The 15634-nt window shown below is 46.2% G+C and carries 13 protein-coding genes; 11 read left to right on the forward strand and 2 right to left on the reverse strand.

The window, feature by feature from the left end; translation table 11 throughout:
* Nucleotides 1-38 precede the first annotated feature (38 nt).
* From recJ to KIO97_RS13015, 5 genes are all read left to right on the forward strand, one after another.
* On the forward strand, nucleotides 39-1778 hold the full coding sequence (recJ, locus tag KIO97_RS12995) for a single-stranded-DNA-specific exonuclease RecJ (RefSeq protein ID WP_045400891.1): 1740 nt from the start codon (nucleotides 39-41) through the stop codon (nucleotides 1776-1778).
* A gap of 173 nt (nucleotides 1779-1951) precedes the next feature.
* Nucleotides 1952-3050, forward strand: a protein-coding gene (gene prfB, locus KIO97_RS13000) for a peptide chain release factor 2 (protein ID WP_100208484.1) whose coding sequence is annotated in 2 segments (ribosomal slippage) — nucleotides 1952-2026 and nucleotides 2028-3050 — 1098 coding nt in all. Because the reading frame shifts where the segments join, the coding sequence is not laid out codon by codon here.
* A gap of 35 nt (nucleotides 3051-3085) precedes the next feature.
* A complete protein-coding gene (gene lysS, locus KIO97_RS13005; RefSeq protein ID WP_077261888.1) occupies nucleotides 3086-4618 on the forward strand; it encodes a lysine--tRNA ligase in 1533 nt (510 codons plus the stop codon).
* 246 nt (nucleotides 4619-4864) lie between these two features.
* Nucleotides 4865-6199 carry a cyclic-di-GMP-binding transcriptional regulator VpsR gene (vpsR, locus tag KIO97_RS13010; protein ID WP_012127033.1) on the forward strand — a complete coding sequence of 445 codons (1335 nt, stop codon included), beginning with the start codon at nucleotides 4865-4867 and terminating at the stop codon, nucleotides 6197-6199.
* A gap of 508 nt (nucleotides 6200-6707) precedes the next feature.
* The gene (locus KIO97_RS13015) at nucleotides 6708-6959 is read left to right on the forward strand and encodes a hypothetical protein (protein ID WP_005534145.1); all 252 of its coding nucleotides are present in this window, start codon (nucleotides 6708-6710) and stop codon (nucleotides 6957-6959) included.
* Nucleotides 6960-7083: 124 nt separating this feature from the next.
* Here KIO97_RS13015 and KIO97_RS13020 read toward each other — a convergent pair whose 3' ends face one another.
* Nucleotides 7084-8118 carry an NADP(H)-dependent aldo-keto reductase gene (locus KIO97_RS13020; protein WP_045456465.1) on the reverse strand — a complete coding sequence of 345 codons (1035 nt, stop codon included), beginning with the start codon at nucleotides 8116-8118 and terminating at the stop codon, nucleotides 7084-7086.
* Between the two features lie 154 nt (nucleotides 8119-8272).
* On the opposite strand from KIO97_RS13020, the gene KIO97_RS13025 reads away from it, so the two are divergent.
* Entirely contained in the window at nucleotides 8273-8584 is a 312-nt protein-coding gene (locus tag KIO97_RS13025) for a DUF6482 family protein (RefSeq protein WP_005447906.1), read from the forward strand.
* Here KIO97_RS13025 and mutH read toward each other — a convergent pair whose 3' ends face one another.
* Nucleotides 8585-9265, reverse strand: a complete 681-nt coding sequence (gene mutH, locus KIO97_RS13030; protein ID WP_012127036.1) for a DNA mismatch repair endonuclease MutH — start codon at nucleotides 9263-9265, stop codon at nucleotides 8585-8587.
* A gap of 618 nt (nucleotides 9266-9883) precedes the next feature.
* Here mutH and rppH point away from each other — a divergent pair.
* From rppH to KIO97_RS13055, 5 genes are read left to right on the forward strand one after another with little or no spacing between them, the layout of a single operon-like run.
* Nucleotides 9884-10402, forward strand: coding sequence for an RNA pyrophosphohydrolase (gene rppH, locus KIO97_RS13035; RefSeq protein ID WP_005434895.1), 519 nt, complete (start codon nucleotides 9884-9886; stop codon nucleotides 10400-10402).
* 9 nt (nucleotides 10403-10411) lie between these two features.
* Nucleotides 10412-12658 carry a phosphoenolpyruvate--protein phosphotransferase gene (gene ptsP / locus KIO97_RS13040; RefSeq protein WP_038888988.1) on the forward strand — a complete coding sequence of 749 codons (2247 nt, stop codon included), beginning with the start codon at nucleotides 10412-10414 and terminating at the stop codon, nucleotides 12656-12658.
* Between the two features lie 6 nt (nucleotides 12659-12664).
* Nucleotides 12665-13456, forward strand: a complete 792-nt coding sequence (locus KIO97_RS13045; protein WP_038888989.1) for a sulfite exporter TauE/SafE family protein — start codon at nucleotides 12665-12667, stop codon at nucleotides 13454-13456.
* A gap of 39 nt (nucleotides 13457-13495) precedes the next feature.
* The gene (gene lgt / locus KIO97_RS13050) at nucleotides 13496-14317 is read left to right on the forward strand and encodes a prolipoprotein diacylglyceryl transferase (RefSeq protein WP_005428620.1); all 822 of its coding nucleotides are present in this window, start codon (nucleotides 13496-13498) and stop codon (nucleotides 14315-14317) included.
* A gap of 9 nt (nucleotides 14318-14326) precedes the next feature.
* On the forward strand, nucleotides 14327-15178 hold the full coding sequence (locus KIO97_RS13055) for a thymidylate synthase (RefSeq protein ID WP_038888990.1): 852 nt from the start codon (nucleotides 14327-14329) through the stop codon (nucleotides 15176-15178).
* Nucleotides 15179-15634 lie beyond the last annotated feature (456 nt).

A 15634-nucleotide genomic window follows, 5' to 3' on the forward strand; every position in this document is an offset into this window, starting at 1 on the left:
GGAGCAGAGCCAGCAGTACTCGCTGGCTCTTTTCAAACATGATAGAAATTCAACGACGTCCCGAACCGGATCTTTCTCTTCTTCCTGATTCCATTCCTGCCATTCTAAAGCGCATTTACATTAACCGTGGCATCACGGATGTGGCTCAACTAGAGACCTCTGCACGCGGTTTGCATTCGTACCAACAGTTGGGGGGCATTGACCAAGCGGTTGAACTGCTGTTCCAAGCCATTAATGAGCAAAAACGCATTATTGTCGTAGGCGACTTTGATGCCGATGGTGCAACCAGCTCTGCTTTGTCGGTGCTTGCCTTACGTATGCTGGGCAGCAATAACGTGGATTACTTGGTGCCGAACCGTTTCGAAGATGGCTATGGACTGAGCCCGGAAGTGGTTGATCAAGCTTTAGAGCTTGGCGCAGAGATGATCATGACGGTGGATAACGGGGTCTCGTCGATTGAGGGTGTCCGTTATGCTAAAGAAAATGGCATTACGGTGCTGGTGACTGACCACCATTTACCGGGGCAAGTGCTTCCGGATGTGGATGCGATGGTGAACCCAAACCTAGACAGTTGTGCTTTCCCATCGAAAGCGTTGGCTGGGGTAGGTGTGGCTTTCTATCTGATGATGGCGCTGTGTGTGTACATGCGCAAACAGAACTGGTTCGCGCAGCAAGGCATGCAAGAGCCTAAGTTGATGGAATTGATCGACTTAGTAGCACTTGGCACTGTCGCCGATGTTGTGCCGCTGGATGAAAATAACCGTATCCTTGTACACCAAGGTTTGCAGCGTATTCGTGCAGGTAAAGCACGTCCCGGCATTCAAGCCTTGATTGAAGTCGCGAAGCGCGATGCACGTCGTTTGGTCGCGTCTGATTTTGGTTTCGCTCTGGGACCACGCATTAACGCCGCAGGTCGCTTGGATGACATGTCATTCGGTGTCGAGCTGCTGATGTGTAACAACATCCATGCCGCGCGTCGCATGGCGAGTGAGTTGGACGGTTTGAACCAAACTCGTAAAGAGATTGAAGAAGGCATGAAGCAAGAGGCGATGGCTTTTTGTGAGCGTCTTCAGTTTGGTGAAAACAGTGAACTGCCATACGGCCTAGCACTGTTCCAACGTGATTGGCACCAAGGCGTGATTGGTATTCTTGCTTCGCGTATCAAAGAGAAGTTCCATCGTCCGGTTATCGCCTTTGCTGATGGTGGTGAAGGGACAATTAAAGGTTCTTGTCGCTCTATCCCGGGGCTTCACATGCGTGATGCGCTGGATTTCATCGATACACAAAACCCTGGTTTGATCATCAAATTTGGTGGCCACGCGATGGCGGCGGGCTTAACCATCAAAGAGCAAGACTTTGAACGCTTTAGCCGTTTGTTTGATGAAGTTGTGAAGAAAGAGTTGGATGAAGCAGCGCTGAAAGGTGTGATCATGTCTGATGGTGAGCTTAAGCCTGAAGAGTTTTCCATGCATGTCGCGGAGCAGCTGCGCTCGGGTGGTCCTTTTGGTCAAGCGTTCCCAGAACCTATCTTTGATGGCGAATTTAAAGTATTGCACCAAAAGCTGGTGGGTGAGAAGCACCTTAAGCTGATGTTAGAACCGCTTTATAAAGGCCATCCAACCAATGTGATGATTGATGGGATTGCGTTTAACGTTGATTTGCGTCGTTGGCCAGATGCATCGGTCAAAACAGTACGTCTAGCGTATAAGTTGGATGTGAATGAGTTTCGTGGCAATCAATCATTACAGCTAATGATTGACCTCATCGAAGCCAAGTAATACCGAGAACGTCACTTCTTATAGAGTACGGTCGCCTTTTTGTGGGGCAAAAATTTTATGACCGTGCTCTCTCTAATTGCAATCTGATTTCCCACCCGAAATTTTCCTGTATCTCCGTCACATTTTTGAGTAGAATTTCTCGGTTAAATTCTATTCTAAAATGTTGAGCCAACATGTTTGAAATCAATCCAATTAAAAACCGTCTGCAGGACGTGTCTGAGCGCACGAATGTCCTGAGGGGGTATCTTTGACTATGACGCTAAGAAAGAGCGTCTAGAAGAGGTCAACGCAGAACTTGAACAACCGGATGTATGGAACGAGCCAGAACGTGCACAAGCACTAGGTAAAGAGCGTGCATCTCTTGAAGCGGTTGTAGAGACGATCGATCAACTAGAACAAGGTGTAGAGGACGTTGAAGGTCTTCTAGAACTTGCGGTTGAAGAAGAAGATCAAGAAACGTTTGACGAAATCGAACCAGAACTTGCTGAGTTGGAAGAGAAGCTAGAACAGCTTGAATTCCGTCGTATGTTCTCTGGCGACCACGACAGCTCTGATTGCTACATCGATTTGCAAGCAGGCTCAGGTGGTACAGAAGCACAAGACTGGACCAACATGATGCTACGTATGTACCTACGTTGGGCTGAAGCGAAAGGCTTTAAGTCTGAGGTGATCGAAGTATCGGAAGGCGAAGTTGCGGGTCTTAAGGGCGCAACTGTGAAGATCTCTGGTGAGTACGCTTACGGCTGGCTACGTACAGAAACAGGCGTTCACCGTCTTGTTCGTAAATCGCCATTCGATTCAGGCGGCCGTCGTCATACCTCATTTGCTTCTGCGTTTATCTACCCAGAGATTGATGAAAACATTGATATCGACATTAACCCGTCTGACCTACGTATCGACGTTTACCGTGCGTCAGGTGCAGGTGGTCAGCACGTTAACACCACTGAATCTGCGGTACGTATCACGCACGTTCCAACGAACACAGTAGTGCAATGTCAGAACGACCGTTCTCAGCATAAGAACAAAGATCAGGCAATGAAACAGCTTCGAGCGAAGCTATTTGAGCTTGAATTGCAAAAGCAAAACGCGGAAAAACAAGCTAATGAAGACGCTAAGTCTGACATTGGCTGGGGTAGCCAGATCCGTTCTTACGTATTGGATGACTCGCGCATTAAAGACCTCCGTACGGGCGTTGAAAACCGTAATACTCAAGCGGTTCTTGATGGCGATCTGGACAAATTTATTGAAGCTAGCCTGAAATCAGGTCTATAAAGCTTTTCACCGACAAAAAACAGGATACATCGAAAATGACTGATGCTGTTCAAAACGAAACTGTACAAGAAGCCTCTGCACAAGAAGAGAACAAGCTAATTGCTGAACGCCGCGCTAAACTGGATGCAATCCGAAAGAGCTGCAAAGCGAACGGCCATCCAAACGACTTCCGTCGTGACGCACTAGCGGGCGACCTTCAGAAAGAGTTCGGTGAAAAGACGAAGGAAGAGCTAGAAGAGCTTAACCACGTAGTAGCAATCGCTGGCCGTATCATGGCTAAACGTGGTCCATTCTTGGTAATTCAAGAAACTTCTGGCCGTATCCAAGCTTACGCTGATAAAGCGGTACAAAAAGTACTGAAAGAAAAATACCAAGGTCTAGATATCGGTGACATCATCGGTGTTAAAGGTGCGCTGCACAAATCTGGCAAAGGCGACCTATACGTGAACATGGAAGAGTTCGAATTGCTAACCAAAGCACTTCGTCCACTACCAGAGAAGTTCCACGGTCTAACTGACCAAGAGATGCGTTACCGTCAACGTTACGTTGACCTAATCGTTAACGAAGATTCTCGTCAAGCGTTCGTAGTACGTTCTAAAGTAATGTCTGCAATCCGTAACTTCATGATCACTAAACAGTTCATGGAAGTTGAAACGCCAATGATGCACGTTATCCCTGGCGGTGCGAGTGCGCGTCCATTCATCACGCACCACAACGCACTAGACATGCCAATGTACCTACGTATCGCACCAGAGCTATACCTGAAGCGTCTAGTTGTTGGTGGTTTCGATCGCGTATTCGAAATCAACCGTAACTTCCGTAACGAAGGTCTTTCTCCGCGTCACAACCCAGAATTCACAATGATGGAATTCTACATGGCGTACGCGGATTACAAAGATCTGATGGACCTAACTGAAGAGCTACTAAGCTCAGTTGCTCTAGAAGTACTAGGTTCAACGTCAATGCCTTACGGTGATGACACGGTTGAGTTTGGCGGCACTTACACTCGTATGAGCATGTTCGAAGCAATCAAGCACTACAACCCAGACCACGCGCAAATCCAAGCGCTAACAGAAGAAGATATTCAAGACCGTGACCTAATGGTTTCTATCGCGAAATCTGTTCACGTTGAAGTAGAACCTTTCTGGACATGTGGTCAGCTTCTTGAAGAGATCTTTGGTGAAACAGCAGAACCTAAGCTAATGCAGCCAACGTTCATCACTGGTTACCCAGCAGATATCTCTCCATTGGCTCGTCGTAGCGATGACAACCCGTTCTTCACTGACCGCTTTGAATTCTTCATCGGTGGTCGTGAAGTAGCGAACGGCTTCTCTGAGCTTAACGATGCTGAAGACCAAGACGCGCGCTTTAAAGCACAGGTTGAAGCGAAAGAGTCTGGTGATGACGAAGCAATGTTCTACGATGCTGACTACATCACTGCACTAGAGCACGGCCTACCGCCAACAGCAGGCCAAGGTATCGGTATCGACCGCCTAGTTATGCTGCTGACTAACACGCACACTATCCGTGACGTGATCCTATTCCCAGCGATGCGCCCACAAGCGTAATCTCCTCGCTGAGTAATGAAAAAACCACCTGCGGGTGGTTTTTTTGTAACTTTAATTTGAGCTAATTCAACTATTTGCATTTAAGTCCGGATGGTATAGTCAAATAACCATTCGCCAAATCTCAATCTGTTGCATAGTCTTAATATTGAGACAGACTTCGTCAGGCACAGTCTCGATAATGTTACCCGTTCGCAAAGATGGGTTTGTGGAGCGAAATTTCTATCAACAATCAATAAGGGTTAAAGAATGGCTGGGCAGTTTAAGATGGATTCCATTCCGGGATCGCTAGTCGTAGTTGGCGGTACTTACGAACCTTGGTTATCAGTACTAGAACAAGTGGGATGGAAGTGTCACCAAGTGGGTGACTTACGTAAAGCCAACACATTGTTAGAAGATATTGGACCATGCATTGGTATAGTTGACCTCAGCCATGATGAGTTCAGTCTTAACGGTTTAGCTAACTTAGTGAGTTCTCATAAGCACGTGCGTTGGTTGGCGTTCATCCGCGAATCTCAACTTGGAACTGATACCATCTGTCAGTTCATCGTGAACTTCTGTATCGACTTCTTCACTGCGCCAATCCCAGATGCGCAGCTGCTAAGTACCATTGGCCACCAATTGGGCATGCTAAAACTAGAGAAGAAAGTCTGGCCAAGCTTTGGTAATAGCCTAGACATGGGGTTGATTGGTGAATCTATTCCAATGAAGCGTCTGCGTGATCAAGTGAAACGTATCGGTCCAACGGATGTGAGTATTCTTATCTACGGCGAAAGCGGTACAGGTAAAGAGGCCGTTGCGCGTGCGATTCATAAAGTCTCTTCACGCTCTCACAAGCCATTTTTGTCAATCAACTGTCGTGCACTCAACGAGCAACGTTTCCAAGCGGAAGTGTTTGGTATTGATGCCGATGAAGAGATGGGGCCAAGCCTACTTGAGCAAGCTGATGGCGGTACCGTTCTTTTCAATGACATCTTAACGATTTCGAAAGAGCAGCAGATGAATCTCTTGCGCTTCTTGCAAGAAGGCACGATTGAGACTCGTGATGGCGCGAAAAACGTTAATGTGCGTGTTCTGGCTGCGAACTCATCCGACGTTGAGAAAGCGCTAATCGATGGTGACTTCAATGAAGAGCTTTACCATTACATCAACGTACTACGTATCAATGTTCCAAGCTTGAAAGAGCGTGCGAGTGACATCGCTTTGTTGGCGCGTTTCTACCTGCAGGAATTCTCAAAAGAGTACAACTCACAGGCAAAGAGCTTCTCGGAAGATACTTTGAAGGCGCTGACGCGTTACTTCTGGCCAGGTAACGTCCGTGAGTTGATGAACCAAGTGAAACGCGCAGTTCTGATGTCTGATAGCGTCATGATTGAAGAGCATCACCTAGACTTGCCTCAACGTAATGACTCAAAACGCAGTCTGAAGTCGATTCGTGAGAAGAGCGAAAGAGATGCATTGCTGGTGGTGTTGGAGTCGCACTCTGGTCAGGTATCGAATGCCGCAAAAGAGCTTGGTGTATCGCGTGCTACCATGTATCGATTACTGAACAAACACAACTTGATTTCAGAGCAGACGGTATAAACCGTCTATCTGGCAGCAAGATTAAAGGAGCGGAATGTCGCTCCTTTTTTGTGCGTAAATGCTGAGTATTTATAAAACTCGAGTTTTTATATATTCCTTAGTTGAATATGTTATTCAAAAAACTATATGCAACCTGATTTTAGGCTAATGGTTTGTTTTCAAGCAAAAATACAAAAATGGTTTGATAAATATCCTCTGTTGCTTACAATTCAACCGTAACTCAATGAGTTATACCACATCAATCACGGATTAATTTTTAGCTAGGAGGCGCAAGATGAAACATTACGTTGTTAACACCACTGCTTGCGCTGATCGTATGTCTGATGTTCGCTCAACCTTCGAAGCGAGCAAACAAGACGCCAATGGCTCATTAGATTAAATTAATCCGTAACCTACCTCTTATTTCTAGGCTGCGGAAAAGTAGCGGCTTAGTCTCAACAGAATCTCTCTGTGTAATTAGCCCACTATTTTTCCCAGTCGATTATCTATCGCTATTTGGAGAAAAATTATGCGTCACTCTATCTATTTGAAATTGGCCACCGTGCTTTTGAAAGCTGATTTGAAACGTGAAGAAAAGCAATGGCAACGTATGGTTCGCCGTAATGCTCATCAAATCCCTTGGACAAATGAGCACTTGTTAAAAGATATTGGCTTAGATAAAGAAGGTCGTACAAATCATGTCAGTGTGCCTGATGCTGTCAAAGTTGAACGCCGAGTTCGTCATCTTCGCCGTGTTTTAACTGCGCGAATACCAACGTAATCAGTAACCCAAGTGGAACTGTCACTCACATATATTCGGTTCAACTTGGGTTTAACTCACTGATGCAAAGAGGCTGACCATTGTGGTCAGCCTCTTTGTTTTTGGTCCATTGGGAAATAAAACGCTACGGACACGGGTTTGAGTAAGTGGTGCCAATCGCTTGGATGTCATTGAGCAATTCTTCACTTAAATGAACATCGATACTATCGATGTTTGATTTGAGCTGCTCTAGGTTAGTTGCGCCAATGATGTTGGAAGCCACAAATGGGCGTTGATTGACAAATGCCAGCGCCATTTGCGCAGGATCTAAACCGTGGTCACGAGCTAGGTTTACATACGCTTCGGTGGCTTTTACGCCTTGCGGGGTGAAGTAGCGAGCAAAGCGCTCCCAAATGGTGCAACGTGCGCCTTCAGGTTTCGCTCCGTTTAGGTATTTACCACTCAAACAACCAAATGCTAGCGGTGAATAAGCCAGTAGCTGAACGCCTTCGTAGTGGCTGATTTCAGACAAGCCAACTTCGAAGCTGCGGTTTAATAAGTTATATGGGTTTTGGATGGAAACGATTCTCGGCAGGTCATGTTTCTCTGCCAAACGCAGTAGTGACATCACACCCCATGGGGTTTCGTTCGATACACCGATGTAACGTATTTTGCCCGCTTTGACTAACTCAGTCAGTGCTTCAAGTGTTTCGATCAGCGTGACTTCTTCTTGCTTGTCTGGGTAAGGGTAGTTGAGCTGTCCAAAGCAGTTGGTTTGACGTTGCGGCCAGTGCAGTTGGTATAGATCGACATAATCCGTTTGTAGGCGTTTAAGGCTGTCATCAATCGCGGTATGGATGTGTCGGCGGTTTAAGCTCATGTTCTCACGAATGTAGGGAACGTTGCGTGGACCTGCGACCTTTGTTGCCAATACGACTTTCTCACGCTTACCGCTTTTCGCTAGCCAATTACCTATGTATTGCTCAGTGAGTCCTTGTGTCTCAGCTTTCGGCGGAACGGGATACATCTCGGCAGTATCGATGAAATTCACCCCATGATCGAGGGCAAAGTCGAGCTGTTGAAACGCTTCTTGTTCGGTATTTTGCTCACCAAACGTCATAGTGCCAAGGCAGATCTTACTGATCTCGAGTGATGAGTGCGGTAGTTTTGTATATTGCATTTCACATCCTTGAAGAGTTACCGACTGAATAAGTCATTCCAATATAGGGGATTTTTAGTCGTGGTCGCAAATGATTTAGGTTTCTCTTTGTCGTTAACTCGAAACTTATCAATACGCTAACTAGACTTAAAGGATCTTGTGAAGGAGGTGCATTATGCAGAAGCATCAACTCGACATGTGGTTGCATGGCCACCACAAGGACTCTTACAAAACACCGAAGGTCTTTGTGATAGGTTGTTCTGATGTCTCTGACTATCTATTAGCAGTGGAGTACAAACACCAACTAGAGCCAATCAAAGATGGCGAAGATCCGATTCATTTTGGATCGTTAGATTTGGTAAAAGAGGAACTGCTTAGGTTAGGGATTGATAAAGCTTACTTGAGACTGCACAACGCTTACGATGAATTTGGTAGCGATGGCGCAGCCTCTTACTGTGACATTGAACTGTCACTGGTAACGCATTAATCACTCTGATTGGGCGTTAATATAATGCTTCAGTAGGATCTGCTCAGTAAATTGTGTCCTGAGATAGAAACCACGAGGCAGGGTTTTGATCGGTTTTCCGTTCGAACTGTACGCTTCCGTTAAAGCTTTCGCATTTGCAGCTTTCGGACGTAAGTGCAGCGCTTCTCCGTGTCTGGCGGAAATTTGATCAAACTTACCTAGTACGATCAATTCCATCAATTCTTCCCAATCGTTTTTCAGAATCTGCTCCTCTTCTTGATCTGGCGACCAAATCAACGGGCTGCCGACACGGCGCTCAGCCAACGGAATCTCGCGTTCACCTTCTACTGGTACCCAAAGCACACGGGACAGTTTATTACGTACATGACTGGTTTCCCATGTTAAACCTTGCACGCCAGTCAGTGGGGCAACAGAGACAAAGGTGGTCTCTAAAGGTTTGCCAGAATAACCGATCGGAATGCTCTTTAGCTCGATCCCAAGTTTGGCGAAATCTTGCTGAGGCTTGCTGCCGGCTGGGGCTCCCAAATGCCATTCGAGTAATTGACCGACCCAACCTTTATCGCGTTTCAAGTTTTCAGGAACGGTCATGCCGGCTTCTTCTGCGAGCTCGGCAAAGCTTAAGCCAGCAATGTCTTGCGCGCGTTCCATTAGTTCAGCTTCGGATTGTGGTTCTGGTTTCATAATGACAAGGTGGTATTGGAAAACGTCTAGTCTAACAAATTTGAATAAAATCCTCTGTCGAAGATTTCATCGAGCTGAATTAAGAATGATCAATTCATAACTTATCCACAGATTAGGAAGTGACCAATAGGATCTCTATGTAGGCTGGATGAATAAACAGTGGTTTAAGACATGATTGAGGCTTGATTTTATTGAGATGTCATGAAGTCCTACCTGTCCAATGTGGATAAATAACCGATTGTGCGATCTTTGACCGATCTGTATTTGGTGAAAAGATCATCAAAAAAAGTAAGATCATTAAATCATCAGAACCTAAATATATGTATTTATAATCAATGGCTTACTGTTTTTTGTTATCATTATTGAAATTGGCGCTTGTGATGGTTTTGAACAAAATTCTTTGTTGATAGCGTTTTCTTCACAAAGTTATTCACAGAAAAGGTGAATAAATGTGGGCTATGTCTCAATCTTGTGTTGATAAAATAATGTCTGTTCAAAAGATATCCAAAATTGGCCAAAAGCTAATAAATCTTGCTCATATCACATCAGTAAGTTTGCTAGTAATGGGGATATGTGGAAAAATCACGGTAATAAAAAATTATTCATAGAGGTTAGCCAGTGATAGATGGCGATGGTTACCGACTTAATGTTGGTATTGTGATATGTAATAACCATGGTCAGGTCTTCTGGGCTAAACGATACGGGCAACACTCATGGCAATTTCCACAAGGTGGGATTGACGAAGGTGAAACACCTGAACAAGCCATGTTCAGGGAGTTATATGAAGAAGTCGGTCTGACGAAAAAAGACGTTAAGATCATCGCAACAAGTCGTCATTGGTTAAGATATAAGCTACCAAAGCGATTGGTGCGTTGGGACTCCAAGCCTGTTTGTATCGGCCAAAAACAGAAATGGTTTCTGCTGCGATTAGAATGCGATGAATCCCGCATTAATATGCAGCGTGGGAAATCCCCTGAATTTGATGGTTGGCGCTGGGTAAGCTACTGGTATCCAGTTAGGCAAGTTGTTTCTTTCAAGCGTGACGTATACCGTCGAGCAATGAAAGAGTTTGCATCTTTAGCCATGCCTTTTCGAGAGCGCAAGACGAAAGGGAAAAGAAAAAAGCAACGTAGATAGAGGATTAACATGCTCAGTCAGCTAAGGGAAATAGTTGAAAAAGTCTCCAGAGTCGATGACGTGCATCTGGCACTCGACATATTGGTAAAAGAGACTTGCGCCGCCCTATGCACTGAGTGTTGTACTATTTACCTTGCTAATGAAGAAATGCAGCGCCTTGAGTTAATGGCAACTCAAGGCCTTACTTTTGAAGGCGATAGCATCCATATCAACTTCAATGAGGGCTTGGTCGGTTTGGTGAAGCGCAGTGCAGAACCGTTAAACTTGGCAGAGGCCTCCACTCACCCTGATTTCAAATTCTTTCCTCAATTGGGTGAGCAGGTTTACCACTCTTTTCTTGGCACCCCAATCATCCATCGTAAGCAAGTATTAGGTGTGTTGGTTATCCAGCAGAAAACGCCGCGTTTGTTCAGTGAGATGGAAGAGTCTTTCCTTGTTACCTTGTCCGCTCAGATTGCAATACTGATTGCCCATGCGCAAAATCTCGGTCATTGGCAACTTGCCTCTAAACCAACGGTGATTAAAGGGCTACCAGCTTCAACGGGTGTAGCGATAGGTGAGTTCTGGTTTGACAATACCCAGCCTAATTTGAGCGATGTTTTCCCTGCCTCTGCCTTAGATAAAGAACGAGAGCATGAACTGCTTGCGGTCGCGGTGGAAAGGGCGCTGAGCGATTTTCGTCGTATGCGTAAGAAGTTCGACAGTGAAATCAATAAAGACGCCTTGGCGATCTTCGACCTTTTTACTCACTTACTCAATGATCCAATGCTGCGTGGCGATCTCAAGAAGCAGATTGAAAAGGGCGATCGTGCTGACTGGGCATTGCGCCAAGTTGTTGAAACCTACTCGAACCGCTTTGCGCGTATGTCTGATGTTTACCTGCGTGAGCGCGCGCAAGATATTCGAGAGTTGGGACAACGTCTGCTGTATTTCTTGCACAACAGTGAGCAAGAGCATGCCTCGATTGATCGTCCGGTGATCTTGGTTGCCAATGAACTTACGGCGACTTTACTCGCATCAATTCCAAAGCAACATCTGTTGGCTGTGGTGTCACTAGAAGGTGCTGCAAACTCCCACGCTGCGATTCTCTCACGTGCATTGGGTGTTCCTGCCATCATGGGCGCGAACATCAACACCAGCGTCGTAAATGGTAAGAACGGCATTGTTGATGGGTACACTGGTGAGATTTATTTAGAACCGAACAGGCAGCTTCTGCGCGAGTATCGTAGCCTTGTTAGTGAAGAGTCTGAATTGTTCGCCATGGTGAACAAAGACTTAGCACTGCCTGCGATCACGCAAGATGATTGCCATGTTGAGGTAATGCTCAACGCGGGTTTGAGTGCCGATAGCAATATCGCGATCAACTCCGGTGTTGATGGCGTTGGTTTGTATCGAACGGAAATCGCTTTTTTACTTCAGCATCACTTTCCGTCTGAAGATGAGCAGTATCATCAGTACCAAGCGATTCTGAACAGTTACCCGAATCAACGCGTTGTAATGCGCACCCTAGATATCGGTGGTGATAAACCATTGCCGTATTTGCCTATTGATGAAGACAACCCATTTTTAGGCTGGCGTGGTATTCGTTTTACCTTGGATCACCCAGACATCTTTTTGATCCAATTGAGAGCGATGCTAAGGGCGAGTGCGGAAAGTGGCAACTTGAGCATTTTATTGCCAATGGTGTCAGGCATTAAAGAGTTCGACGACGCCGTCGCACTGATTAATCAAGCCTACAGCGAGGTGGTGTTGTTGGATGAGCGAATTCAAGCTCCGAAGGTTGGGGTGATGATCGAAGTGCCTTCAATGGTGTACTTGCTGCCGGCTATCGCTCACCGTGTTGACTTCGTTTCCGTCGGTACCAACGACTTAACGCAATATTTGTTGGCTGTCGATCGGAACAATTCCCGTGTTGCGGATGTCTATGAATCCATGCATCCAGCGGTATTGTTAGCGTTAAAACAGATTCACGATGTTTGCCACCAATATCAAGTGCCTGTGTGTATTTGTGGTGAGCTAGCTGGTGATCCATTTGGTGCGTTGCTCCTGTTGGGCTTAGGCTACAACAGTTTGAGTATGAACACCTCGAACGTGGCTAAGGTGAAATATTTGATTCGTCATAGCCAACAAAAAGAACTCGAAAAACTCGTCGAAAAAGCCATGTCATGCTCTTACGGGCAAGAAATCCATCAAATGATGCATGATTTCTTTATCCAGCAAGGCTTTGCCGGCTTTATTCGTGCAGGTAAGAAGTAGGTAACAGTGACCATCTCTTTATTTATATTATTGCTCGCGCTAGGCGCTTTCGTAGGCGTGATGGCGGGGCTTCTTGGTATCGGGGGCGGACTGATTGTCGTACCTGCGCTACTTTACCTTCTTCCTCTTGCTGGTATCTCTCCTGAAATGAGCATGCACATGGCGTTAGCAACGTCATTGGCGAGTATCATCGTGACCTCTGGTTCTTCTGCACTTAACCACCTTAAGCTTGGCAACGTCGATATGTTCGTCGTCAAATGGCTGATGCCTGGCGTGGTGATTGGCGGTTTTGTTGGTGCTAATATCGCCGAGTGGATCCCAACGCATTACTTACCGAAAGTCTTTGGGGTGATTGTGCTGTGTCTAGCTGTACAAATGTTTCGCTCAATTAAGACGAAAAGCGAGAAGCCAATGCCAAGTAGTCCGGTCACTATGATGTACGGAACGGGAATTGGTGTGGTATCGAGTCTTGCTGGTATTGGTGGTGGTTCACTGTCAGTGCCTTTCTTAAACAAGCATGGTATTGAAATGCGTAAAGCGGTTGGCTCCTCATCGGTGTGTGGCTGCGTGATTGCGATTTCAGGCATGATTGGATTTATCTTACATGGCTACAAAGTAGAAGGGCTACCTGACTACAGTGTGGGTTATGTTTACCTGCCAGCTTTAGCGGCGATTGCGATGACGTCGATGCTCACGACGAAAGTCGGCGCGAAGATGGCAACCAACCTTCCTACGGCGGTCTTGAAGAAGATCTTTGCCGTGTTTTTGATGTTTGTTGCAGCGACCATGCTGCTGTAAAGTCCACCTGTTTTATTAGCAATAAGAAGAGAATGAGTTATGTCTCAGGGATATTTAGAATTTCCCAATATTGATCCGGTTTTAGTCTCTATTGGTCCTGTTTCTGTTCGTTGGTACGGTTTGATGTACCTAGTCGGCTTTATGTTCGCACTATGGTTGGCAAATCGTCGCGCAGATAAGCCGGGTAGTGGTTGGACGCGTGAGCAAGTTTCTGACTTGTTGTTCGCGGGTTTCCTTGGGGTAGTGATTGGTGGTCGTGTTGGCTACGTTATTTTCTACAACTTTGATTTGTTCTTAGCCGATCCTCTATACCTATTCAAAGTCTGGACTGGCGGCATGTCATTCCATGGTGGCTTGCTAGGTGTTATCACCGCCATGTTCTGGTACGCACATAAGAATGGTCGAACTTTCTTTGGTGTGGCGGACTTTGTCGCGCCGTTAGTGCCATTTGGCCTTGGTATGGGGCGTATGGGTAACTTCATGAACAGCGAACTTTGGGGACGTGTAACGGATGTGCCATGGGCGATCATCTTCCCGAACGGTGGCCCACTGCCTCGTCACCCATCTCAGCTTTATGAGATGTTCCTAGAAGGTATTGTGCTGTTCTTTATCCTTAACTGGTTTATCAAAAAGCCTCGTCCTTTAGGTGCGGTATCAGGGCTATTTTTAGCTGGATATGGTACATTCCGTTTCCTAGTTGAGTTTGTTCGCGAACCGGATGCGCAGCTTGGTTTATTTGGTGGTTACATTTCGATGGGACAAATCCTATCCTCACCGATGATCATTCTGGGTATCCTTATGATGGTTTGGGCGTACAAACGTGGTCTTTACCAAGACAAAGTCCAAGCAGAAACGAAGTAAGGAATTGGTGTGAAACAGTATTTAGATTTGTGTCAGCGTATCGTTGACCAAGGCACTTGGGTTGAAAACGAACGTACAGGCAAACGCTGCCTAACGGTGATCAACGCAGACTTGACCTACGATGTTGCTAACAACCAATTCCCATTAGTGACGACACGTAAGAGCTTTTGGAAAGCGGCAGTTGCTGAGCTACTTGGTTATATCCGTGGCTACGACAACGCTGAAGACTTCCGTAAGCTGGGTACCAAAACGTGGGATGCGAACGCAAACCTAAATGAAGCATGGTTGAACAACCCATTCCGCAAGGGTGAGGACGACATGGGACGCGTATATGGCGTTCAAGGCCGAGCATGGGCGAAGCCAGATGGCGGTCATATCGACCAGTTGCGTAAGATTGTGGATGATTTGACGCGCGGTGTTGATGACCGTGGTGAAATCCTAAACTTCTACAACCCTGGTGAATTCCACATGGGCTGTTTGCGTCCATGTATGTACAGCCACCACTTCTCACTGTTAGGTGACACGCTATACCTAAACAGCACGCAGCGCTCTTGTGACGTTCCGCTCGGTCTGAACTTCAACATGGTTCAAGTGTATGTGTTCTTGGCAATCATGGCGCAAATTACAGGTAAGAAACCTGGTCAGGCTTACCATAAGATTGTTAACGCACACATCTACGAAGATCAGCTTGCTCCAATGCGTGACATCCAGTTGAAGCGTGAGCCACTAAAAGCGGCAACCTTCCACATCAACCCAGAAATCAAATCGCTAGAAGATTTGGAAACATGGGTAACCCTAGATGACTTCTGGGTGGAAGGTTACGAACACCACGATCCAATTCAGTACCCGTTCTCAGTTTAACGAGTATATTGAGTTTTCTAAGCCGCCTTTATGGGCGGCTTTTTTATACTCGAAGAGCGGGGGGAAGGAACGGGCTTTGCCCTGTGGAACGCTGCGCTTCGGGAGTTGGGAGCAGGCTCTGCCCTGAGGAACGTTTCGCTTCGAGATGTGAGAGGGAATAAAAGCTCCCCAACTCGCCCGTGCCTCGCTCTTGAGGATGACGTTCAAGCACTCTGAAATCAAACGGTGTCATTCCCGAAAGCGACGAAGGAGCGTCGTCGGGAATCTCTTTTACCACAGTTTACTGCGTGATTAAGAAATGAAAGCACTTCGCTGTAGGTAGAAAGAGTGTGGCGCTGGAAGCTTAGTGAAGGTTAGAGAGTGTTGACAAAACTTACCGTCCTAGGTGGATATAATCGAGTCTTATCCCTTATCCCTTATCCCTTATCCCTTATCCCTTATCCCTTATCCCTTATC

The organism is Vibrio sp. B181a (assembly GCF_030248375.1).
Taxonomy (GTDB): Bacteria; Pseudomonadota; Gammaproteobacteria; order Enterobacterales; family Vibrionaceae; genus Vibrio; species Vibrio campbellii.